This window comes from Nonomuraea sp. NPDC005692, from assembly GCF_040631115.1.
Taxonomy (GTDB): Bacteria; Actinomycetota; Actinomycetes; order Streptosporangiales; family Streptosporangiaceae; genus Nonomuraea.
The window spans coordinates 187,280-207,928 of sequence record NZ_JBEXYU010000004.1 but is presented as its reverse complement, the minus strand read 5'-3'; the positions used below and the strand labels follow the sequence as shown (position 1 = coordinate 207,928).

At 72.0% G+C, this 20,649-nt stretch carries 20 protein-coding genes; 11 read left to right on the top strand and 9 right to left on the bottom strand.

Annotated features, from left to right (window positions below):
- Window positions 1–27: 27 nt before the first annotated feature.
- Complete coding sequence (locus tag ABZ459_RS11585) at window positions 28–1,902, top strand: efflux RND transporter periplasmic adaptor subunit (RefSeq protein WP_357968998.1); 1,875 nt, start codon at window positions 28–30, stop codon at window positions 1,900–1,902.
- 117 nt (window positions 1,903–2,019) lie between these two features.
- Here the strand turns inward: ABZ459_RS11585 and ABZ459_RS11580 are convergent, their stop codons facing one another.
- The 3 genes from ABZ459_RS11580 to ABZ459_RS11570 form a co-directional block, all read right to left on the bottom strand.
- A complete protein-coding gene (locus ABZ459_RS11580; RefSeq protein WP_357968995.1) occupies window positions 2,020–3,564 on the bottom strand; it encodes an alkaline phosphatase D family protein in 1,545 nt (514 codons plus the stop codon).
- Between the two features lie 106 nt (window positions 3,565–3,670).
- A complete protein-coding gene (locus ABZ459_RS11575; RefSeq protein WP_357968994.1) occupies window positions 3,671–4,261 on the bottom strand; it encodes an HAD family phosphatase in 591 nt (196 codons plus the stop codon).
- Window positions 4,258–5,079 carry a hypothetical protein gene (locus ABZ459_RS11570; protein ID WP_357968993.1) on the bottom strand — a complete coding sequence of 274 codons (822 nt, stop codon included), beginning with the start codon at window positions 5,077–5,079 and terminating at the stop codon, window positions 4,258–4,260. Before ABZ459_RS11570 ends, ABZ459_RS11575 begins: the two co-directional genes overlap by 4 nt.
- A gap of 155 nt (window positions 5,080–5,234) precedes the next feature.
- On the opposite strand from ABZ459_RS11570, the gene ABZ459_RS11565 reads away from it, so the two are divergent.
- Window positions 5,235–5,501, top strand: coding sequence for a helix-turn-helix transcriptional regulator (locus ABZ459_RS11565; protein ID WP_357968990.1), 267 nt, complete (start codon window positions 5,235–5,237; stop codon window positions 5,499–5,501).
- A 20-nt stretch (window positions 5,502–5,521) separates the two neighbouring features.
- Here ABZ459_RS11565 and ABZ459_RS11560 read toward each other — a convergent pair whose 3' ends face one another.
- Window positions 5,522–6,301 (bottom strand): hypothetical protein, encoded by a 780-nt coding sequence (locus ABZ459_RS11560; RefSeq protein WP_357968987.1) that lies wholly within the window; start codon window positions 6,299–6,301, stop codon window positions 5,522–5,524.
- A gap of 145 nt (window positions 6,302–6,446) precedes the next feature.
- Between ABZ459_RS11560 and arfB the strand changes: the two genes are divergently transcribed.
- On the top strand, window positions 6,447–6,857 hold the full coding sequence (arfB, locus tag ABZ459_RS11555; RefSeq protein WP_357968984.1) for an alternative ribosome rescue aminoacyl-tRNA hydrolase ArfB: 411 nt from the start codon (window positions 6,447–6,449) through the stop codon (window positions 6,855–6,857).
- A gap of 24 nt (window positions 6,858–6,881) precedes the next feature.
- On the opposite strand, the gene ABZ459_RS11550 is transcribed toward arfB, so the two are convergent.
- The 5 genes from ABZ459_RS11550 to ABZ459_RS11530 all read right to left on the bottom strand — a co-directional run bounded on the left by ABZ459_RS11550 (window position 6,882) and on the right by ABZ459_RS11530 (window position 11,623).
- Complete coding sequence (locus ABZ459_RS11550; protein ID WP_357968981.1) at window positions 6,882–7,415, bottom strand: NAD(P)H-dependent oxidoreductase; 534 nt, start codon at window positions 7,413–7,415, stop codon at window positions 6,882–6,884.
- Window positions 7,416–7,511: 96 nt separating this feature from the next.
- Entirely contained in the window at window positions 7,512–9,479 is a 1,968-nt protein-coding gene (locus ABZ459_RS11545) for an AarF/UbiB family protein (protein ID WP_357968979.1), read from the bottom strand.
- A 44-nt stretch (window positions 9,480–9,523) separates the two neighbouring features.
- Complete coding sequence (locus ABZ459_RS11540) at window positions 9,524–10,447, bottom strand: acyl-ACP desaturase (protein ID WP_357968977.1); 924 nt, start codon at window positions 10,445–10,447, stop codon at window positions 9,524–9,526.
- 85 nt (window positions 10,448–10,532) lie between these two features.
- A complete protein-coding gene (locus tag ABZ459_RS11535; protein ID WP_357968976.1) occupies window positions 10,533–10,715 on the bottom strand; it encodes a hypothetical protein in 183 nt (60 codons plus the stop codon).
- A gap of 167 nt (window positions 10,716–10,882) precedes the next feature.
- Window positions 10,883–11,623 (bottom strand): HAD-IIA family hydrolase, encoded by a 741-nt coding sequence (locus ABZ459_RS11530; protein WP_357969651.1) that lies wholly within the window; start codon window positions 11,621–11,623, stop codon window positions 10,883–10,885.
- Between the two features lie 100 nt (window positions 11,624–11,723).
- Here ABZ459_RS11530 and ABZ459_RS11525 point away from each other — a divergent pair, with 100 nt between their 5' ends.
- From ABZ459_RS11525 to ABZ459_RS11490, 8 genes are all read left to right on the top strand, one after another.
- Window positions 11,724–12,917 (top strand): M20 family metallopeptidase, encoded by a 1,194-nt coding sequence (locus ABZ459_RS11525; RefSeq protein WP_357968973.1) that lies wholly within the window; start codon window positions 11,724–11,726, stop codon window positions 12,915–12,917.
- Window positions 12,917–13,882, top strand: coding sequence for a zinc-dependent alcohol dehydrogenase family protein (locus ABZ459_RS11520; protein WP_357968970.1), 966 nt, complete (start codon window positions 12,917–12,919; stop codon window positions 13,880–13,882). Before ABZ459_RS11525 ends, ABZ459_RS11520 begins: the two co-directional genes overlap by 1 nt.
- Window positions 13,883–14,052: 170 nt before the next feature.
- A complete protein-coding gene (locus ABZ459_RS11515) occupies window positions 14,053–15,885 on the top strand; it encodes an ABC transporter substrate-binding protein (RefSeq protein WP_357968967.1) in 1,833 nt (610 codons plus the stop codon).
- 3 nt (window positions 15,886–15,888) lie between these two features.
- Window positions 15,889–16,896 (top strand): ABC transporter permease, encoded by a 1,008-nt coding sequence (locus ABZ459_RS11510; RefSeq protein ID WP_357968965.1) that lies wholly within the window; start codon window positions 15,889–15,891, stop codon window positions 16,894–16,896.
- Window positions 16,893–17,798 (top strand): ABC transporter permease, encoded by a 906-nt coding sequence (locus ABZ459_RS11505; RefSeq protein ID WP_357968963.1) that lies wholly within the window; start codon window positions 16,893–16,895, stop codon window positions 17,796–17,798. The genes ABZ459_RS11510 and ABZ459_RS11505 overlap by 4 nt, the downstream gene beginning before the upstream one ends.
- 3 nt (window positions 17,799–17,801) lie before the next feature.
- On the top strand, window positions 17,802–18,788 hold the full coding sequence (locus ABZ459_RS11500) for an ABC transporter ATP-binding protein (protein WP_357968961.1): 987 nt from the start codon (window positions 17,802–17,804) through the stop codon (window positions 18,786–18,788).
- Window positions 18,785–19,795: an ABC transporter ATP-binding protein gene (locus ABZ459_RS11495; RefSeq protein WP_357968959.1), complete on the top strand. Its 1,011-nt coding sequence runs from the start codon at window positions 18,785–18,787 to the stop codon at window positions 19,793–19,795. The genes ABZ459_RS11500 and ABZ459_RS11495 overlap by 4 nt, the downstream gene beginning before the upstream one ends.
- Window positions 19,795–20,649 (top strand): GNAT family N-acetyltransferase, encoded by an 855-nt coding sequence (locus ABZ459_RS11490; RefSeq protein ID WP_357968956.1) that lies wholly within the window; start codon window positions 19,795–19,797, stop codon window positions 20,647–20,649. The genes ABZ459_RS11495 and ABZ459_RS11490 overlap by 1 nt, the downstream gene beginning before the upstream one ends.

The following is a 20,649-nucleotide window of genomic DNA, read 5'->3' as shown; positions in this document are numbered from 1 at the left end:
GAAGCTGGTCGGCCAGGATGGGCGGCCATGAGACCGACTTTCGCGCTGGGCGGGCTCGCCCTGGCCGTGCTCGTCGCCGGGTCGGGCCTGGCGCTGGCACTCCGCGACGACGAACCGCCCGCCGTCCGGGTACGGCTCGCCGCCGCCCAGCGGGGCCCGGTCACGGCCCTGGTCAGCGCCGCCGGCAACACCGTGGACGGGGCCCGGCGGGACCTGGCGTTCGGCTCGTCCGGCCCGCTGACCAAGGTGTACGTCAAGGCCGGGACCAAGGTGACCAAGGGCCAGGTGCTGGCCAGGATCGACGGGCGCGGGGCCCGCGAGGCGTACGAGGCCGCCAAGGCCGACCTGACCGCCGCCCAAGAAGCCCTCACCACCGCCGCCACCGCCCCCTCCAGCACCCCCGCCACTTCCACCGGCAACCCCGGCTCGCCGAACGGCGCCACCTGCCCCACCCCGCCGGTCAGCTCGAAGCCGACCCCGACCGCCGGTGGCACCCGCCCTGCCACCTCCCCCACCTCGTCCCCCGGCGCCGCTGCCACTCCCGGCACCGCTGCCACTCCCGGCAGCGCCGCCACCCCTGGCAGCGCCGCCGTTCCGGGCGCGACGGCGGGCTCGGGCACGGCCGTCGGTGGAGGTTCGGCGGGTGAAGGCGTCTTCGGCCCGACCACGCCGCCCACGACCACCCCGCCCACGACCACTCCGCCCGTGATCACCCCGCCCGCCACCGCCACGTCTTCCGACGCCCCCGCCGCCAAGGCCGCCAAGGCCGCCACCACCGCCACTCCGGCCTCCACGCGGACCTCCGGCGCGTCCCCGGCTCACAGCCGGCCCCCGACGGCGCCCGCCACCCCCAGCAGGCCCCCCTCCCCCACCCCCACTCACGAACCCCAGCCCACGGTGACGGTCACCGCGACCGCCACGGTGACGGCGACGGTGACCGTGACGGCGACCCCGCCCGGCGGCGGCACGCCTGGCGGCGGTCACACCTCCGCGCCCGGCACACCGTCCACCCCTGGCGAACCGTCCACGCCGGGCGGCCCGTCCACGCCCGAGCCGCCCGCCACGGCCAGGCCCTCGACCACCGCGCCCCCGTCCGCGACCGCTGAGCCCACCACCAAGCCCACCGCCAAGCCGCACGCGACGACCTCCGCCCGTCCCACCGGCTCCTGCTCCCCCGGCACGACCTCCCGGGACACCACCACCAGGACCGCCACCACCCCCAAGGACGGCGGCACCACCGCCAGGGGCGGGATCACCGAGGACCAGGCCGCCGCGAACGTGGACCGCGCCGAAGCCGCCCTGGAGGAGGCCGCCGACGCCGTGCGCGCCACCCGTATCGTGGCCCCCACCTCGGGGACCGTCCTGTCGGTGGCGGGCCGGGTCGGCGACACGGCCGGCACCGGCACCTTCATCAGCCTCGGCAACCTGAACGAGCTCCAGGTCCAGGCCATGGTCACCGAGTCCGACGTCAACCGGCTCAAACTCGGCCAGCAGGCCGCCATCACCCTCGCCACCCGCCCCGGCGAGCGCCACGGCGGGACGGTCACCGCGATCGCCCCGACCGCCACCGTCGAGGACCAGCTCGTCCGCTACTCCGTCACTCTGGCCTTCGACGAGCCGCCCGCCGGGCTCATGCTCGGCCAGACCGCCACGGTGTCGGTGACCACCGCCGAGGCCAAGGACGCGATCTACGTCCCGGCCGCCGCCGTCCGCAGCCGTTCCGACGGCGCCCAGGTGGTCACCGTACGCTCGGGCGGGCACGACGCCGCGAAGGTGGTCGGCACCGGCGTCCGCGGCGACCAGTACCTCCAGATCACCTCAGGTCTGGACGAACGCGACCAGGTCGTCATGTCCGGCACCACCACCGGCGAGTTCCCCGACGCGACCTGGCCGGGCGCCTGACCGCCCGCCCCCGGCTCCCAGCCGCCCCTCAGCCCCCTCCCAGCCAACCTTCAGCCGACGAGGACCGCGCCCCCTCGCCGTCCCACGGCCGACGAGGACCGCAGCCCCCGCCGTCCCTCAGCCATGGCGCGGCGCGGCCCGGCCGGCGGACGAGCGCGGCGGTTCGGCCGGGATCGTGAGCCGGTGGGCGGTGCGGGCCAGCGCGCCGCGGCGGGAGATGTAGTCGAGCGTGCGGAAGTCCACCGACAGCTCGTCCCTGGTCAGCCGGGCCATGAGGTAACCGCGCCGCTGGTCGATGTAGGAGATGTGCGGGTTCTCCTGCAGGGCCTCGGCGATCCACGTGCGGTCCCGGTAGCCGTCGCCGTCGCTGGCGATCGACGACGTCACCAGCTCCCTCGCCACCACCGGCGAGTCCGGGTCGTCGAAGTCGGTCTTGAGGTCGGCCAGGTGGTGCATGTGCGCGTCCCCGGTCAGGACCACGGGGTTCGAGGTGGCCGACAGCGACCCGAGCAGGCGGGTGCGCTCGGCGGCGTAGCCGTCCCAGGAGTCGAGGTTCACCTCGCGGCCGGGCCCGGTCCGGTAGTCGCGCTGGGCCATCAGGATCTGCTGGCCCAGCAGGTTCCACCGGGCGCCGGACCCGCTCAGCCCCTCCTCCAGCCACCGCCACTGGGCGGACCCGAGCAGCGTGCGCCCGTCGGCCAGCCGTTCGTCGCAGCCGGCCCGCACCCCGTCCAGGCATGCCTGGTCGTCGCGGAACTGGCGGGTGTCCAGCAGGTGGAAGCGGGCCAGCGTCCCCCAGGAGACGCGCCGGTTGATGCGCAGCACCGCTCCCTGGAGGCTGGCGCGGCGCAGCGGCATGTTCTCGTAGTACGCGCGGAAGGCGTCGGCGCGGCGGCGGTCGAAGCCGGGCGCGCCGGTGCTGGAGACGGGGCCGGCCCAGTTGTTCTCCACCTCGTGGTCGTCGAAGGCCACCAGCCAGGGCGCGACCGCGTGCGCGGCCTGCAGGTCGTGGTCGCTCTTGTACTGGGCGTGCCGGAGGCGGTAGTCGGCGAGGGTGGCGCACTTGCCCGGCGTGTGCGTGCGCACCCGTCCGGCCAGCGCGGTGTAGCCGCTGGGGCCGTACTCGTACATGTAGTCGCCGAGGAAGACGACCAGGTCGGGCTCCTGCTCGGCCAGGCGGCGGTAGGCGGTGTAGTAGCCGTGCTCGTAGTGCGCGCAGGCGGCCACGGCGAAGGTGAGCGGGCTCTCCCCGGCGGGCGTCGTCCGGGTGCGGGCGGCGGGTGAGAGCCTGCCCTGGCTCCTGAACCGGTAGAAGTAGTCGCGGCCGGGCTCCAGCCCGTCCAGCTCGACGTGCACGCTGTGGGCGTCGCGCGGCCGGGCGGTCGCGGTGCCCGACCGCACCACCGAGGAGAAGCGTTCGTCGGTGGCGACCTGCCAGTCGACCTCGACGTCGCGCGCGGGCATGCCGCCGCGGCCGTCGCCGCTGAGGGGGTCGACGGCCAGCCGGGTCCACAGGACGAAGCCGTCGGCGGAGGGGTCGCCGGAGGCCACGCCGAGGGTGAACGGGTCGGATCTGAGTGTGGTGGCGGAGGCGGGCGAGGTGACGGCGCGGGGCGTGACGAGGCCGGCTGCCGCCGCTGTCAGGAACGTTCTGCGGTCCACGCTCCAGGTATGTCCGCCCGCGCTGACCCCGTCGTGGCCCCGTCGTGACAGCGGAGTCAAGCGTGGGTGAACAGCGCCGGTCGCCCGGCGGGAGGCCGGCGGGAGGTCAGCGGGGCAGCTCGCGCAGGGACTTGCGGAGCGCGGCGGCGCTGGTGAACAGCACGCCGGTCATGCCCGCGCGCTCGGCGCCCTCGACGTTCTCGGCGCGGTCGTCGATGAAGACGATCTCGGACGGGTCGGCGGCCAGCTCGCGGGCGACCTCGTCGAAGATCTCCCGGTCGGGTTTGACCAGGCCCATCCTGCCGCTGTAGAAGCGGTGGCCGATGGCGGCGATCCAGGGCAGCTCGTCGAGGCCGTCGGCGATGCAGACGGGCGCGTTGGACAGCAGCGCGACGCCGTCGCCCGCGTCGAGGATCTCACCGAGGACGGCGACCGTGCCCTCGTCGGGGTAGGCCCAGCTCGCGACGTCCATGGCCACCAGGCGGGCGACCTCGGACGGGGTGACGGACCGGCCCAGCACGGCCGCCCAGTAGTCGACGGGGCTCAGGCTCGCCCGGTCGAACTCCAGGCGGTGCTCCCAGTAGCGGCGCAGGAACACCTCGGGCTCCGCGCCGACGGCCCGCGCCATGGCCTCGGCGTCGGCCGCGGGCTGGGGCAGGGACAGGACATTGCCGTAGTCGAACACAATCCACGTCATGCAAGGAATGGTCGCAGATGCGGGTCGAGCGCCGGGCAACCCAGGTATTTCTCGGCCGTGTGGAAGTCGATCCAGTCGAGGTTGACCAGTTCCTCGACGTCCACGCCGGTGAAACTGGCGCGCAGCGCGGGCGGGATGGCGGCGATGTCGTCCTTGTCGGCGATGTTCACCCAGCGGGCGACGTTCTTGGGGCGTTCGCCGAGGCCGTTGACGGGGGCGGGCAGGAGGCGTTCGAAGACGACGTTGCGCATGCCGAGCGGGCTGCCGAGCGTCAGGAGCAGGTCGACGGGCAGGTCGGGGTTGGCCCACAGGGCCTCGTAGGCCACGACGCTGCCGAGCGAGTGGGCGATCACCACCCGCGGCCGGTTCCTGCGGATGGCGTCGGCCACGGCCTGCCGGCATCGCTCGCGCCGCTCCTGGTCGGTGAGATAGACCGCGACCTCGGGCGCGAACAGCTTGGCGAACGCCGCCGACCTGCTGTCGAGCTTGCCGAGCAGCCATCCGGTGAACGACTTGAGCGCGCCGGTGACGTGCTCGCCGAGCCCGAGGTCCCGCGCCCATTCGACGAGCACCTGCTGCGTGGCGGCCTCGACGCGGGCCGCCGCCTGCGGGGAGCTCTCCCCGGGCTTGGGGTCGCGCAGCAGGTGGGAGAAGTAGGCGACCTCGCTGAAGTAGGCGGCCGTCTCACCGCCGAGCGCCGCGTGCAGGTAGCGGTCCCACTTGAGCCGCATGGCCGCGGCGGCCCCGGTGGCCGACCCGCCGGCCTCCAGGTAGTAGTTGTACTTGCCGATCCCGTGCACGCCCACGATGGCCGTCACAGCGCCTCCCCCTGACCGCTCGATCTTTCCGCGGATATTGGCATACGCCGCCCGTCTCCGCCCGTCAAGAGCCGCCCGAGTTTAGGCTTGCCTAAAGGTTTAGGTAGAGCTAAAGTGGAGTCACGAGGACGGACAGCGTCGAGAGCGAGACCGAGATGGCCTTTCGCCGGAACCCCCGTGAAGAGGTGGGCGGTCTCGCCCAAGAGGTCGTCGACGAGATCACCTGGTACATGCGGGAGCACAAGATCACTCGCGCCGATCTGGCCACGTCGCTGGGCGTCTCGCCCGGCCGGGTGAGCCAGATACTCTCCGGCGACGAGAACCTCACGTTGCGCACGCTCGGAGCGGTCGTCGACGCGCTCGGCGCCCGCCTGGAGCTCACGCTCGGCGACGCCGAGGACTCCCCCGCCGCCCTGACCTGAGCGCCGGCCGCCACTCCCGGTCAGCGGGCGCGGGCGATGTGCTCGCCGCCGCGGGCCCGTGACGGCGGCACGTACCCCTGGAGCGAGCGGTAACCGGCCCGGTAGGCCGCGGCCAGCAGGCGCAGCACGTCGTTCTCCGCGTCGTGCCGCAGCACGCCGTGCAGCCGGTTGAGGTTGCCGAGGTAGCGCTCGTACCTGGGGATCCTGGTGTGGCGGGAGAGGGTGAGCGCGGTGGCCACCTTCGAGCGGGCGGCGCCGTCCTCGATCAGGGCGGCCACGTCGAGCCTGCGTTCGACGGCGTCCAGGCGGGCGTGCACCCGTTCGCGCCGCCGGTCGTCGGCCGACAGGCGATCGCGGATGCGCTCGTGGTAGCGGGCCGCGGCCAGGCTCAGCTCGTAGACGTTCCAGGACGGGTCCACCCGCTTCTCGCACCAGACGCGCTCGTCCTCGGCCATCGCCTGGTCGAGCCGGGCCAGCAGCGACACCAGCCAGAACGTGGCCGCCTCCCGGGCCAGCGAGCGCCGCTCGTCCTGCCTGGCGCGCATCTGGCCGAGCCACAGGCCGCTCGGCGCGGCCGCGCCCAGGACGGTGGCCAGCGAGTCGCTCAGCAGCGCGTGCCCGGCCAGCGCGACGCCGGCGGACAGGCCGCCGGTGAGCAGGCTGACGGCGACCGCGAGCCGCCGCCCCGCGGGCCCGAAGGGCCGCCCCTTCCCCTGGCACCTCAGCAGCAGGAAGACGACGGCGGAGACCACGGCGAGTCCAACGGTCAGCGCCGCCTGAGCGACCCACTTCGGGTCCATGGAATTAGCCCTTCCCGCGAAATGTTCTCTCCATATTCGCAGCGAGGACAGTGATTGAAAATGCCGTTGCGGACGGCATATGTCGCTCATATACGGTGACACTCATCTGAGCAAGGCGCATTCCCCCGGAACAGGAGCTCCCACCATGCCCGGCCCGCTGGTCGTCAACGACTCGATCGTCATCCCCGACGCCGAGCTCGTCTGGCGTTTCTCCCGTTCCTCAGGTCCGGGCGGCCAGGGCGTCAACACCACCGACAGCCGGGTGGAGCTGATCTTCGACGTGGCCGCGAGCACCGCGATCCCGCCCGCGCTCAAGGCCCGCGCGCTCGACCGCCTGGGCGCCACCACGATCACCGTCGTGGCCTCGGAGTACCGGTCCCAGCTGCGCAACAGGGAGGCCGCCGGTCACCGGCTGGCCCAGCGCGTCAGGGAGGCCGTCGCGCCGCCGCCCAAGCGCCGGCGTGCGACCAAGCCCAGCCGGGGCGCCGTCGAGCGCCGCATCGCGGGCAAGAAGCACCGTTCCGACGTCAAGCGCCTGCGCCGCGACCCCCACTGAGCCCGCCCCGGCAGCACGCCCGGATCAGAGCGAGAACGCCGGCTCCCTGACCCCCGCCGGGCAGAGCTGCCCGATCACCGCGCGCACCTGGCCGCGCAGCACGGGATCGGTGAGGTGGCCGTCGTCGTCGAAGTGCGGGCAGGCCGGCGAGATGACCAGCTCGGCGCCCATCACGACCGCGTCCGCGCCCTGGAGCTGCTTGTAGAGCTCCGCCTGCGCCCACATCGCGCCGCACGCCCGCGCGCTGGCGCTCATCACCGCCACGTGCTTGCCGGACAGCACGTCGCCGGCCGAGAGCCACTCCAGCGTGTACGTCAGCTCCAGCGGCAGCAGGCTGTGCTCGGGAGCCGTCAGCAGCACCGCGTCCGCCCCGGCGACCAGCCCGAGCAGCTCCCTGGCCGCCACCGGCACCTTGCCCGGCTGGTACGGCGGGACGTCGCCCATCCCCGTCCAGATCTCGAACCGTACGCCTTCCGGCAGTTCGCCGCCCGCTGCGTCCAGCAATCTGTTGATGAAAGACCCCGCGTGGAGACTGGCGGCGATCCCGATGATTTTCACCTACTGCTCCCCAGGCGTTCCGGTGTCACCTGGAAACTTCCCGATGCCTCGGATGTCCAAGACCAGCCCGAGGTCAAAAGCAGCTCAGTCTTCGCCTCAGTGCCGGTGACGCTCCTGGTCAGGCGGGCGACGGAAGATCAGCGCGAGCACCCGCAGCACCATGATCGAGGCGATCACCAGCAGGTTGTAGCCGAGGAGCTGGTACAGGCTCGTGGTGCCGACCACGATGGGCCCGCCCTCGATGCCGAGCAGCAGCACCGCCATGAGCCCGGCCGTGGCGCCGAGCACGGTGAGCAGCACCTGGTGGACCAGCCCGGTGACGTAGCGGCGGTCGCGGTCGTCGGCCAGCAGCCGGACGTTCAGGCTGAACCTGCCGTGCTCGGCGGCGCTGGCGATGCGCTCGACCCGGCGGGGCAGGCGGCGCAGCATCGGCAGCAGCGCGGCCAGTTCCTGACCCACGGCCTCCTTGACGGACTCCGGCCCGGCCCGCTCGGCCAGGTAGCGGCCGGCGAACGCGCGGGCCTCGCCGATCAGGTTGAAGCCGGGCGACAGGCGCACGAGCGTGCCCTCCAGCGTGGCCAGGGCCCGGAAGACGGCGGCCACCTCGGGCGGGATGGACAGCCCGTACTCCGAGACGATCTTGAACAGGTCGGTGAACATCTGCACGCTGTCCATGCCGGGCCCGAGGTGCCTGGCCATGAACTGGCCGAGCGCCCGCTCCAGCGCGGCCTCGTCGATCTCCTCCGGCCGCGGGACGACCTCCAGCAGCGCGTCGGTGACGCCGAGCGGGTCCTGCCGGTTCATGGCGAGCAGGAAGCGCTGCAAGGCCGAGCGGACGGAGGCGTCCAGGCGGCCGACCGAGCCGAAGTCGAGCAGGCCGAGCGTGCCGTCGTCGAGCAGCATGAGGTTGCCCGGGTGGGGGTCGGCGTGGAAGACGCCCTCGACGAGGATCTGCCTGAGCAGACAGTCGAGCAGGTCGCGGGCCAGCGCGGGCCCCTGTCCGGGGGCGGCCGCGGTGACCGGCCCGCCCGACAGCCGCCGCATGACCAGCACCTGCTCGGTGCAGAGGGCGGGGAACGGCTCGGGGTAGGTGACGCCGCCGCTGCCGGAGGCGGCCACGGCGGCCATGTTGGCGGCCTCGACGCGGAAGTCCAGCTCCTCGCGGATGGCGACGGCGAACCCCTCGGCCAGGTCGCGCAGCCCCAGCGAGCGTCCCCACCGGGTCCTGGACTCCAGCGTGGCGGCCAGCCGGCGGACGATGTCGAGGTCCTGGGCCACCACGCCCTCGATGTCCGGCCTGCGTACCTTGACCACGACGTCCTCGCCGGTGTGCAGGCGGGCGGTGTGGGCCTGGCCGATGGAGGCGGCGGCCAGCGGCGTACGGTCGAAGGCGGCGAACACCTCCTCGACCGGCCCGCCCAGCTCGGCCGCGAGCACCGGCTCGACGCGCTCCCACGGCGCGGGGACGACGTGGTCCTGCAGGCGGCCCAGCTCGTCGATGAACTCGGCCGGCAGCAGGTCACGCCGGGTGGACAACACCTGGCCGAGCTTGACGAAGGTGACGCCGCCGTCGTCGAGCGCCTGGCGCAGCGACCTGGCCAGGCGCACCTTGCCCGACCTGTCCTCCAGGCTCTCGCCGCGGCCCCGCAGGTAGGGGCCGAGGCCGTGCCGGAAGGCGATCCTGGTGATCTGCGAGTAGCGCCGGGCCCGGCGGATCCGGCCGCGCAGCGAACGCAGCACCTCCAGCGGCCCCGGCACCGAGCCCGGTGGAACGAGCGCCTCGGCGAGCACCAGGATCACCATGGGGATGAGCACCATGCACATGGCGATCAGGAGCAGCAGCCCGAGCGCGCCCGCGTCGGGTGTGGTCTCCGGGTCGACCGGCCCGAACGAGGCGATCACCGGCGTCAGCATCGGCTGGGCCAGGCCCCAGGCCACCATCGCGGCCAGGAAGGTGCGTAACGCGCCGAACCTTACCCCGAGCAGGCGTTGGGCCGCCGTCGCCAGCAGCAGGATCATCACCAGGATGGCGAGCGAGACGAACAGCGTGCCCAGGAACTCCATGAGGAGGGATCATCCCACGGCCGCGCGGCGGCGGCGGCCGGGAGTCAGCCCCTGGCGGCGGCGCGGGCGCGGCGCTCGTCGCGGCGCTCGACGAACCGGGCCGCGGTCACCTCGGTCCTGGCCAGGAACGCCGACAGCTCCTCGCGGGCCTGCTCGCCCTCGGCGTCGAGCCCGGTCTTGTCGAAGACCGCCCACTGGCGCAGCACCGGCATGAGCACGTCGTCGAGGTGGAGGCGCAGGTCGTAGATGCCCTCGTGGGCGATGATCATGGCCTTGCGGGCGAAGCCCTCCATGCCCGTGCCGGGCATCTGGAAGGTGGTGACGACGTCGGTCACCGCGCGCATGGTCTGGTTGGGGTCGAGCTCGAAGGCCGCCTTGAGCAGGTTGCGGTAGAAGAGCATGTGCAGGTTCTCGTCGGCGGCGATGCGGGCGAGCAGGCGCTCGCAGCCCTCGTCGCCGGAGGCCCTGCCGGTGTTGCGGTGGGAGATGCGGGTGGCCAGCTCCTGGAAGGAGACGTAGGCCAGCTGCTGGAGCATGGTGTTGTACTCGGTGACGAAGCCCTGCTCCATGTGGTGCATGCGGGCCCGCTCCAGCGCGACCGGATCGACCGCGCGGGTGACGGTGAGGTAGTCGCGCAGCGCGGTGCCGTGGCGGTCCTCCTCGGCGGTCCAGCGGTGGACCCACGTGCCCCACGCGCCGTCACGGCCGAACGTGGTGGCGATCTCGTGGTGGTAGCTGGGCAGGTTGTCCTCGGTGAGCAGGTTGACGATCAGCGAGATGCGGGCGGCCTCGGGGATCTTCGAGTCGCCCTCCTGCCACGCCTGGCCGCCGTAGATGCCGTCGAAGTCACGCCCTTCGCTCCACGGGATGTACTCGTGCGGGAACCACTCCTTGGCCATCGAATTGTGGCGATCGAGCTCCACGCCCACGACGGGTTCGAGCTCGTGCAGCAGTTCCGTCTGAGACATCGCCATAAAGATCTTCTCCTTCAGGTTACGGGACCGTAGGTTAGGCTACCCGAAGGCCATGTGATGCGGTGTCGACCTCGTTGTCCTAAATGCCGGCGCGTTGCAACAGCCGGTCCAGTTTGATGTTGAGGTCGAGGATCTCCGAGCGCAGCGAGTTGAACTCCTCGGCCATCGCCGTCCTGACGAACCGCAGTTCCTCGGTCACCTCGACGCGCAGCGCCGCCAGCTCCGCCTCCGCGCCCCGCTCCCCCGGCTCCTCACGCCACACGGCCGCCTCCTCGCATTCGGTAAGTCACCTTCCGCTACCAAGGATCGCAGCCGGACGCGAGCCGCGCCGCCGGACGGCGGACGCCGGGAGTGGTTTTCTTCTCCCGGGCCACGATCCTTCGCGCCCCGGAAGAAGACTTGTCATCCCGGGTGGGCGGCCCGCCGGGCTCAGATCAGGTCGACGAGGTCGGCGACCGAGTCGACGACCAGGGAGGGCCGGTAGGGGAAGCGGTCGATCTGGTCGCGCTGGGTGACGCCGGTCAGCACCAGGATCGTGAACAGCCCCGCCTCCATGCCGGAGACGATGTCGGTGTCCATGCGGTCGCCGATCATGGCGGTGGTCTCGCTGTGGCCCTCGATGGCGTTGAGCGCGCTGCGCATCATGCGGGGGTTGGGCTTGCCCACGAAGTACGGCTCGACGCCGGTGGCCTTGGTGATCATCGCGGCCACCGCGCCGCAGGCGGGCAGCGAGCCCTCGGTGGAGGGGCCGATCGGGTCGGGGTTGGTGGCGATGAAGCGGGCCCCGGCCTCGATGAGCCGGATGGCGCGGGTGATCTGGGTGAAGCTGTAGGTGCGCGTCTCGCCGAGCACGACGTAGTCGGGGTCGAGGTCGGTCAGGACGTAGCCGACCTCGTGCAGGGCCGTGGTGAGGCCGGCCTCGCCGATCACGTACGCCGACCCGCCGGGGCGCTGGTCGTCGAGGAACTGGGCGGTGGCCAGGGCGGAGGTCCAGATGGACTCGGCGGGCACGTCGAGGCCGGCGCCGGCCAGGCGCACGGACAGGTCGCGCTGGGTGTAGATGGAGTTGTTGGTCAGGACCCGGAACTTCTTGTCGGACTCCTTGAGCCGTTTGATGAATTCGTCCGCACCGGGGATCGGCCGCCCCTCGTGGACGAGGACGCCGTCCATGTCGGACAACCAGGAGTCGATCCGCTTACGCTGAGTCACCCGTTCATGGTATCGAGCGTGCCTTGTCGACTTCTCGCCGCACACGTGAACAATGTTCCTCATGTCGTTCACTGAATCCGCCCTGGACATGCGGGACGAACTCATCCAGCTCCGCCGCTCCCTGCACACCACCCCCGAGCTCGGCCTGCAGTTGCCGAGGACGCAGGAGAAGGTGCTGGCCGCGCTCGACGGGCTCCCCCTGGAGATCACCACCGGCAAGACGCTCAGCTCGGTCACCGCGGTGCTGCGCGGCGGCCGGCCGGGCCCCGCGGTGCTGCTGCGCGGGGACATGGACGCGCTGCCGGTGGCCGAGCGCAACGACCTGTCCTACATCTCCCGGACGCCGGGGCAGATGCACGCCTGCGGCCACGACCTGCACACCGCCATGCTGGTCGGCGCGGCCCGGCTGCTCAGCGCGCGGCGCGAGGACGTGGCCGGTGACGTGATCTTCATGTTCCAGCCGGGCGAGGAGGGGCACGACGGCGCCAAGCACATGATCGGCGAGGGCGTGCTCGACGCGGCCGGCGCCCGGCCGGTGGCGGCGTACGGGATGCACGTGGTGTCGGCCATGCTGCCGCCGGGGTTGTTCGCCTCGCGGGGTGGCCCGATGATGGCCGCGGCCGACGTGTTCTGCGTGACGGTGAAGGGCAGCGGCGGGCACGGGTCCAGCCCCCACCGCGCCAAGGACCCGATCGCGGCCGGCTGCGAGATGGTGACGGCGTTGCAGACGATGGTGACCCGCACGTTCGACGTGTTCGACCCCGTGGTGATCACCGTGGGCACCTTCCACGGCGGCTCGGCCGACAACGTGATCCCCGACGAGGCGCGCTTCGAGGCGACCGTGCGCACGTTCAGCAAGGAGCACCGGGTGCTGGTCAAGCGGCGTCTGGTGGAGGTGGTCGAGGGCATCGCGGCGGCGCACGGGCTCGCGGTCGAGACGTCGTTCGGCATGGGTTACCCGGTGACGGTCAACGACCAGGGCGAGGCCGGTTTCGTCTCGGCGACCGCCGACGAGCTGTTCGGGCCTGGCCGCTACTTCGTGGCGCCGCAGCCGGTCATGGGGTCGGAGGACTTCTCGTACGTGCTGGAGGAGGTGCCGGGCGCGTTCGTCTTCCTGGGGGCCTGCCCGCCCGACCGCGACCCGGCCACGGCGCCCTACAACCACTCGCCGGACGCCGTCTTCGACGACTCCGTGCTGCCCGACGGCGCCGCGCTGTACGCCTCGCTGGCCTACGAGCGCCTGTCGAGGGCGTGATGCGCGCCTGGGTGGTGGACCGGCCGGGGCCGATGGCGACCGGCCCGCTCGTGCGGGTCGAGCGGGACGTCCCCGTGCCCGGCCCCGGCGAGGTGCTGGTCCGGGTGGAGGCGTGCGGCGTGTGCCGGACGGACCTGCACCTGGCCGAGGGCGACCTCGCGCCGCGGCGGCCACGGACCACCCCCGGGCACCAGGTGGTGGGCCGGGTCGAGGGCTCCGGCGAGCGGGTGGGGGTGGCCTGGCTGCGCTCGACGTGTGGCCGGTGCCGCTACTGCCTGCGCGGCACGGAGAACCTCTGCCCGGACTCCGCCTACACCGGCTGGGACGCCGACGGCGGCTACGCCGAGTACGTCGTGGCCCCCGCCGGCTACGTCTACCCCCTGCCGGCCGACGTGCCGGCCGAGCGGCTGGCGCCGCTGCTGTGCGCGGGCATCATCGGCTACCGGGCGCTGGCCCGCTGCGACCTGCCGCCGGGTGGCCGGCTCGGCATCTACGGCTTCGGCTCCTCGGCCCATCTCACCGCGCAGGCGGCCATCGCGCAGGGCGCCACGGTCCACGCCGTGACCAGGTCGGACGCCTCCAGGGAGCTGGCGCTGGAGCTGGGCGCGGCCTCGGCGGGCGACCGGCCGCCCGAGCCGCTGGACGCGGCGATCCTGTTCGCGCCGGTCGGCGACCTGGTGCCGCCCGCGCTGGAGGCGCTCGACCGCGGCGGGACGCTGGCGATCGCCGGCATCCACCTGACCGACGTGCCCGCGCTCAACTACGAGCGGCACCTGTTCCAGGAGCGCACGCTGCGCAGCGTGACCGCCAACACCAGGGCCGACGGCCGGGCCTACCTGGAGCTGGCGCTGGCCCATCCGCCGCGGGTGGCGACCACGCTGTACCCGCTGGAGGCGGCCGGCCGGGCGCTGGCCGATCTGGCCGCCGACCGCGTCAGCGGCGCCGCCGTGCTGGTCGTGGACTGAAGGCCCGCTCCGTCGCACGATGGAGATTGGCGCCACGGCGGACCTCTATGAAGGAAAGTTACATTACACTCACAACATCTGGAGATTATTGACGCTGCCTGCTGGCGACCGTAGGGTCCGGTCAATTCCCTACAGATCCTCAACAGGTCCGACATCCCCCGGAGCGGCAGATGAAGCGACTGGCAGCGGTAGTGGCGTTGCTGGGCCTCGCCACCGCCACAGCGGCGTGCAGCGGTGGTACTAACAACAAGTCCGGCGGCTCGAGCGGTGGTGGTGGCGGGCTCTTCACCACGATCGACGTCAACAGGCCCGGCCTGGAGGCCACGGCCCCGGCCAACCCGTACAACCCGAAGGGCAACTCCTTCCCCGGCTACACGGCGATGAAGCTGGGCTGGGTCAAGAACCACCTGACCGACCCCAACCAGGCCCTCCCCGGCATCGCGGCGAGCTGGGAGATCGCGCCGGACAACTCGGCGATCACCCTGAAGCTCCAGCCGAACGCCAAGTGGTCCGACGGCAAGCCGGTCACCGCCGAGGACGTCAAGATGTCCATCGGCATCGCCTACACCCAGGGCAGCACGGCGTTCTCCATCACGCCGGGCGCCGCGGGCGCGGCGGCGGACGTGACCGTGGTCGACGACCACACCCTCAAGATCACCCAGGACATGGCGAACCCGAGCCCCAAGTTCGCCCGCGGCGTGCTCGACACGTTCGTCCTGCCCTCCCACGTGTGGAGCAGCGTGCTCCCCGCGGACTTCTGGGACCAGCTCAAGGCCTCCAGGGGCGAGGGCGCCGAGGCCGACAAGGCCCGCGAGACCATCACCGGCCTGGGCGAGAAGGTGCTCACCTTCGCCCCGCCGAAGGACACCTCGGCCGGCCCGTTCGTGCTGGAGCGGGTGAACCCGTCCGAGGCGCTGCTGGTCAAGAACAAGTACTTCTACAACGCCGCGAACGTGGCGCCGGCGCAGGTGAAGTTCCTCAACTACACCGGCAACGAGCAGATCTGGAACTACCTCACCGCGGGCAAGCTCGACCACGCCGGCTTCACCGCCGCCCCGTCCGACGTGATGAACCGGATCAAGGCGGCCGCCGGCAACGAGGTCATCAAGGGCTACTCGCCGGTCGCGGTGAGCATGGCCTTCAACCAGTCCAAGAAGCCGTACGACAACGTGCACGTGCGCCGCGGCCTGGCCTACCTGATCAACCGCGAGGAGGTCACCAAGGTCGCCTCGCCCGAGGGCGGCACGGCGGCGGTCACCACCAGCGGCATCCACCAGAAGGCCGCGCAGGCGTGGATCCCCGACGAGCTGCCCAAGCTGGAGCCGTACGCGCCCGACGTGGCCAAGGCCGAGGCCGAGTTCAAGGAGGCCGGCCTCACCAAGAAGGACGGCAAGTGGACGCTGGCCGACGGCTCGGCGTGGAAGGTCTCCATGCACGCGCCCTCCGGCTTCTCCGACTGGCTGTCGGCCCAGGAGAACATCAAGAGCCAGCTCGTGAAGGCCGGCGTCGACGCCGAGGTCGTCACGACCGCCGACTACCCCCTCTACCTGGAGGAGCTGGCGGCCGGCAAGTACGACGCGGGCTTCTGGCTGATGGCCCTCGGCCCCGCGCCGTACGACATCTACCAGCGCCTGTACGGCGCCTCCAACGGCTGGACCAACGTCGCGGGCAAGGTCAAGCACTCCGAGCCCGGCAAGGCCGGCAACTGGATGGGCGGCCCCGAGGAGATCGAGGTCGACGGCGCCAAGATCAACCCCGGTGAGCTGACCGGCAAGCTGAACTCGGCCACCGAGGAGCAGGCCAAGCCGATCATGGCCCAGCTCGCCAAGGCCGCCAACCAGGACCTCCCGGTCATCCAGCTCTGGGACTACGTCAACACCCAGTTCGTCAACAACAGCCGCTTCACCGGCTGGCCGCACGACGACGAGATCCTGCGCATGGGCGCCGGCGTCCTGCCCTCGGGCGTCTGGATCCAGCTCGGCATGATCAAGGCGAAGTCGTAGTTCATGGCGCTCATCGCACGACGACTCGCGGGCCACCTGGCCCGCGGGTTCGTCATGATCCTCGTAGTCGCGACGATCAGCTTCTTCATCATCAACAACATCCCCGGCGACCCGATGGCCGCCCGCTACGAGAAGCTGGTCGAGCAGGGCATGTCGCCCGAAGCCGCCGCGCAGGCCGTCAAGGTCCTGTACGGCTTCCTGCCCGACGGCACGCTCTGGCAGCAGTACACCGACTACATGACCGGCCTGCTCCACCTCGACCTCGGCATGTCGGTCAGCAGGCCCGGCACCTCCGTGGTCGACGTGCTCACCGACGCGGCCAAGTGGACCGTTCTACCGGTGCTGGCCGGCACGCTGCTGAGCTTCATCGTCGGGATCCTGCTCGGCGTGTACGCCGCCATCAAGCGCACCGGCAAGCTGGGCGACGCGCTGGCCATCTCCGGCTCGCTGCTGCACGGCATCCCGCAGTACGTGCTGGCGATGCTGCTCGTGGTGATCTTCGCGACGCTGCTCCCGATCCTGCCGGCCGACGGCTCGGTGGACATCCTGTTCGAGCCCGGCTTCAACGCCGGCTACATCGGCTCGCTGGTCGAGCACGCGGTGCTGCCGGTGGCCACGTACGCGCTGTCGGCCTACGGCGGCTGGATCCTGGCGATGAAGTCGAGCGTGGTCACCGTGCTGGGCGACGACTTCATCCTGGCCGCCGAGCTGCGCGGCATGAAGCGCTCGATCGTGTTCCGCTACATCGCGCGCAACGCGATCCTGCCGCTGTTCACCATGCTCGCCCTGTCGCTGGGCCTGCTGCTGGGCGGCGCGGTCTTCATCGAGAAGATCTTCAACTACCCGGGGCTCGGCTGGCTGCTGATCAGCGGCGTCCAGGACCGCGACTACGGCCTGATGGGCGGGGCGTTCCTGCTGATCACGGTCGGCACGATCATCGCCAACATCGTCGCGGACCTGTTCTACACGGTCATCGACCCGCGGGTGCGCAGCGGAGAGGAGGGCTCGTGAGCGCCACGCTCATCCCGGAGGCCGCGCCGGCCGCCTCGGCCATGCGCCGCAACTTCTGGCACGGCGTATGGCGGGTGATGAAGCGCAAGCCCAGCCGCATGGCCGGGGTCGTCATCATCGCCGGTTTCATCGTCATGGCCGTGCTCGGGCCGATGCTGCTGCCCGAGCACCTGCCGGGCAACGCGAGCGCGATCACCCAGCCGCCGAGCTGGGACCACTGGTTCGGCACCGACCCGCAGGGCCGGGACGTGATCGCGCTGGTGATCAAGGGCTCGCGGTACGTCCTGCTCACCGCCCTGGTCACCGCGATCATCACGGTCGTCGCCGGCACCGCGATCGGCCTGTTCTCCGGCTTCAAGCGGGGCCGCTGGGACACCGTCCTCATGCGGCTGACCGACATGAAGCTCACCATCCCCGGCCTGCCGCTGCTGCTGGTGCTGGCGACCGTGTGGAAGTTCGGCAACCCCTTCCAGATGGGCCTGGTGCTCGGCCTGCTCGGCTGGGGCGGCGTGGCGCGGGCGGTGCGCTCGCAGACGCTGTCGCTGCGCGAGCGCGGGTTCATCGAGGCCGCCCGCGGGCTCGGGCTGTCCACCACGCACATCATCGGCAAGGAACTGCTGCCGAGCATGGCGCCCTACATCGCGATGAACATGCTCATCGCGGTCACCGGCGCGGTCTACTCGCAGGTGGGCCTGTTCTTCCTGGGCGTGCTGCCGTACGAGTCGGACAACTGGGGTGTGATGCTCAACCTCGCCGTGTTCCAGGCGGGCGCGATGATCACGCCGAACGCGCTGGGCTACCTGCTGGCGCCCCTGCTGGCGATCCTGCTGCTCACGCTCGGCATCGTGCTCGTGGTGGACGCCATGGACGAGATCTTCAACCCCCGGCTGCGCGAGGAGTAGCAAGTGGCCGAACAAGCGCCGGGAGTGCGCATCGACGGCCTGACGGTCGTCTACAAGACCCCCGCGGGCGAACTGCCCGCCGTCCGGGACGTCACGCTGACGCTGGAGCCCGGCACGATCACCGGCATCGTCGGCGAGTCCGGCTCGGGCAAGTCCACGCTGGCGCTGTCGCTGCTCAACGCGGTGCAGCCGCCGGGCAGGATCGCCGCGGGCAGCGTCGAGATCGACGGTCTCGGCGACGTGACCGGTTTCGCCGGCGAGGAACTGCGCAAGGCCCGCGGCCGGCACATCGGATACGTCTTCCAGGCCGCCCAGAACTCGCTCAACCCGCTCAAGACGGTCGGCAAGCAGCTCCTCGACCTGGGCCGCTCGCACGGCGTGGAGGACCTGCCCGGCCTGGTCCGCGAGGCCAAGGAGCTGCTCGGCCGGATGGGCCTGGACGGCGCGCGCGTGCTCGACTCGCACCAGCACGAGCTGTCCGGCGGCATGCGCCAGCGGGTCGGCATCATGCTGGCGCTGGTGCTCAACGCCCACCTGGTGGTGCTCGACGAGCCGACGACCGCCCTGGACATGATCACCCAGGCGAACATCCTGAAGATCGTCCGCGAGGTGCACGCCGAGCGCGGCCTGACCACGCTGGTCATCACGCACGACATCGGCGTCGTGGCCGAGGTCGCCGACCGCCTGGTCGTCATGTACGGCGGCCGCCTGGTCGAGCAGGGCCCGACCCGCGACGTGCTCGGCTCCCCCAGTCACCCCTACACCCGGGGCCTGATCAGGGCCATCCCCCGGCTCGTGGGCGACATCGCCGAGGCCCAGGCGCTGCCCGGCCGGCCGCCGACGCTGGCCACGGTGCCGAAGGAGGGCTGCGTGTTCAGGGAGCGCTGCGCGCTGCGCATGGACGTGTGCGACACCGCCGACCCGCAGGCCGTGGCGCATGGATCGAGGGTCGTGGCCTGCCACGCCGTGACCGTGAAGGAGCACGCGTGATCACCGGGACCGGCATCGTCAAGACGTACAAGCAGCGCGGCAACGTGCTGGCCGGGCGGGAGGTGCGGGCGCTGCGCGGGGTGGACTTCTCCATCCCCAAGGGCGGCGCGGCCTCCTTCATCGGCGAGTCCGGCTGCGGCAAGACCACGCTGGGCCGGATCATCGCCGGGCTGGAGACCTACGACGAGGGCGAGATCGTCATCGGCGACGTGTCCATGTCGGGGCTCAAGCAGAAGAAGCGCCAGCCGTACTTCCGCAGGATCCAGATGATCCACCAGGACCCGTACTCGGCGCTCAACCCGACCCGGACCATCCACCAGACGCTGTACGCGCCGCTCAGCCTGCGGGCCGGGCAGACCGGGCGGTCGAAGGAGTGGATCGAGGAGCGGGCCGCCGAGGTGCTGTCGATGGTGGGCCTCGACCCGGGCTCGGTGCTGGCGCGCTACCCGCACCAGCTCTCGGGCGGCATGCGGCAGCGGGTGGTCATCGCCCGCGCGCTGACCGTCGACCCGGAGATGCTGGTCGCCGACGAGGCCGTCTCGATGATCGACGTCTCGCTCCGGCTGGGCATCCTCGCGCTGCTGAAGGACCTGCGCGAGCGGCTGGGCGTGAGCGTGCTGTTCATCACCCACGACGTGGCCACCGCCCGCTACATCGGCGACGACGGCGAGCTCTACGTCATCTACCGCGGCCAGGTCGTCGAGCGCGGCCCGGTGGACACGGTCATCGCCGACCCGGTGCACCCGTACACGCAGTCGCTGCTGTCGGCCATCCCCGTGCTGCACGGCCTGGAGGAGCCCGGCGCGCAGCCGGTGTCGCCGCTGGAGTCGCTGGACGAGAGCAAGGCCGACGAGGGCTGCCTGTTCGCCCGCCGCTGCCCCTTCCGCGGCGAGCGGTGCACGGGCGAGCGGCCGCTGCTGCAGATCACCGAGGGCGTGCCGCAGCAGCACGCGTGCTTCTACCCCGAGCGGCGCGACGTGATCGCGCGCCCGATGAGCGAGGTGTGATGTCGCCCACCGTCCGCGGCGCGGACCTGGCCGAGGCGGCCCGGGTGGCCGCCGCCGCGCTGACGCTGGACGCGCCCGAGGCCCCCGGCCTGGTCCGGCGCCTGGCCGAGCCGCCCGCCGAGCGCCGCTGGACGGCGCTGGCGACCGACGGCGGGGTGGTGATGACGTCGGTCTCGTCGAAGGATCCCCAGGTCGGGCACCTGGACCTGCTGGCCGTGCACCCCTCGGTCCAGGGCCGCGGGCACGGGCGGGCGCTGGTGGCGGCGGCCGAGGAGTGGCTGCGGGGGCACGGCGTGCGGCAGGCGCGCTTCGCCGGGAACCCGCCCTGCTACGCCTGGCCCGGCATCGACGTGCGGTACACCGCCGCCGCCTGCCTGGCCGAGAGCCTCGGCTACGAGCGTTACCACGTCGCCTGGAACATGACCGCCGACCTGCGGGCCGATCTGTCCGTCGAGGACGACCTGGCGCGGCTGGAGCAGGCGGGGGTCACGGTGCGGGCGGCGGGCGCCGACCGCTCGGCGGTGGCCGCGTTCGTCGAGGAGCACTGGAACGAGCGGTGGGCCTGGGAGGCGGCCAACGCGACCGGCCTGCACTACGCCGAGCGCGACGGGCGCGTCCTGGCCTTCGCCGCCTGGGGGGCGCGGCCGGCCTGGTTCGGCCCGATGGGCACCGCTCCGGACGCCCGCGGGCTCGGCCTCGGCGGGGTGCTGCTGCGCCGCTGCCTGGCCGAGCAGCGGGCCGCCGGTCAGGAGAGCGCCGAGATCGGATGGGTGGGGCCGTTGCGGTTCTACTCGCGCGCCGTGGGCGCGCGAGCCGAACGCGTCTTCTGGCTCTACCGGCGCGACCTGGCGTGA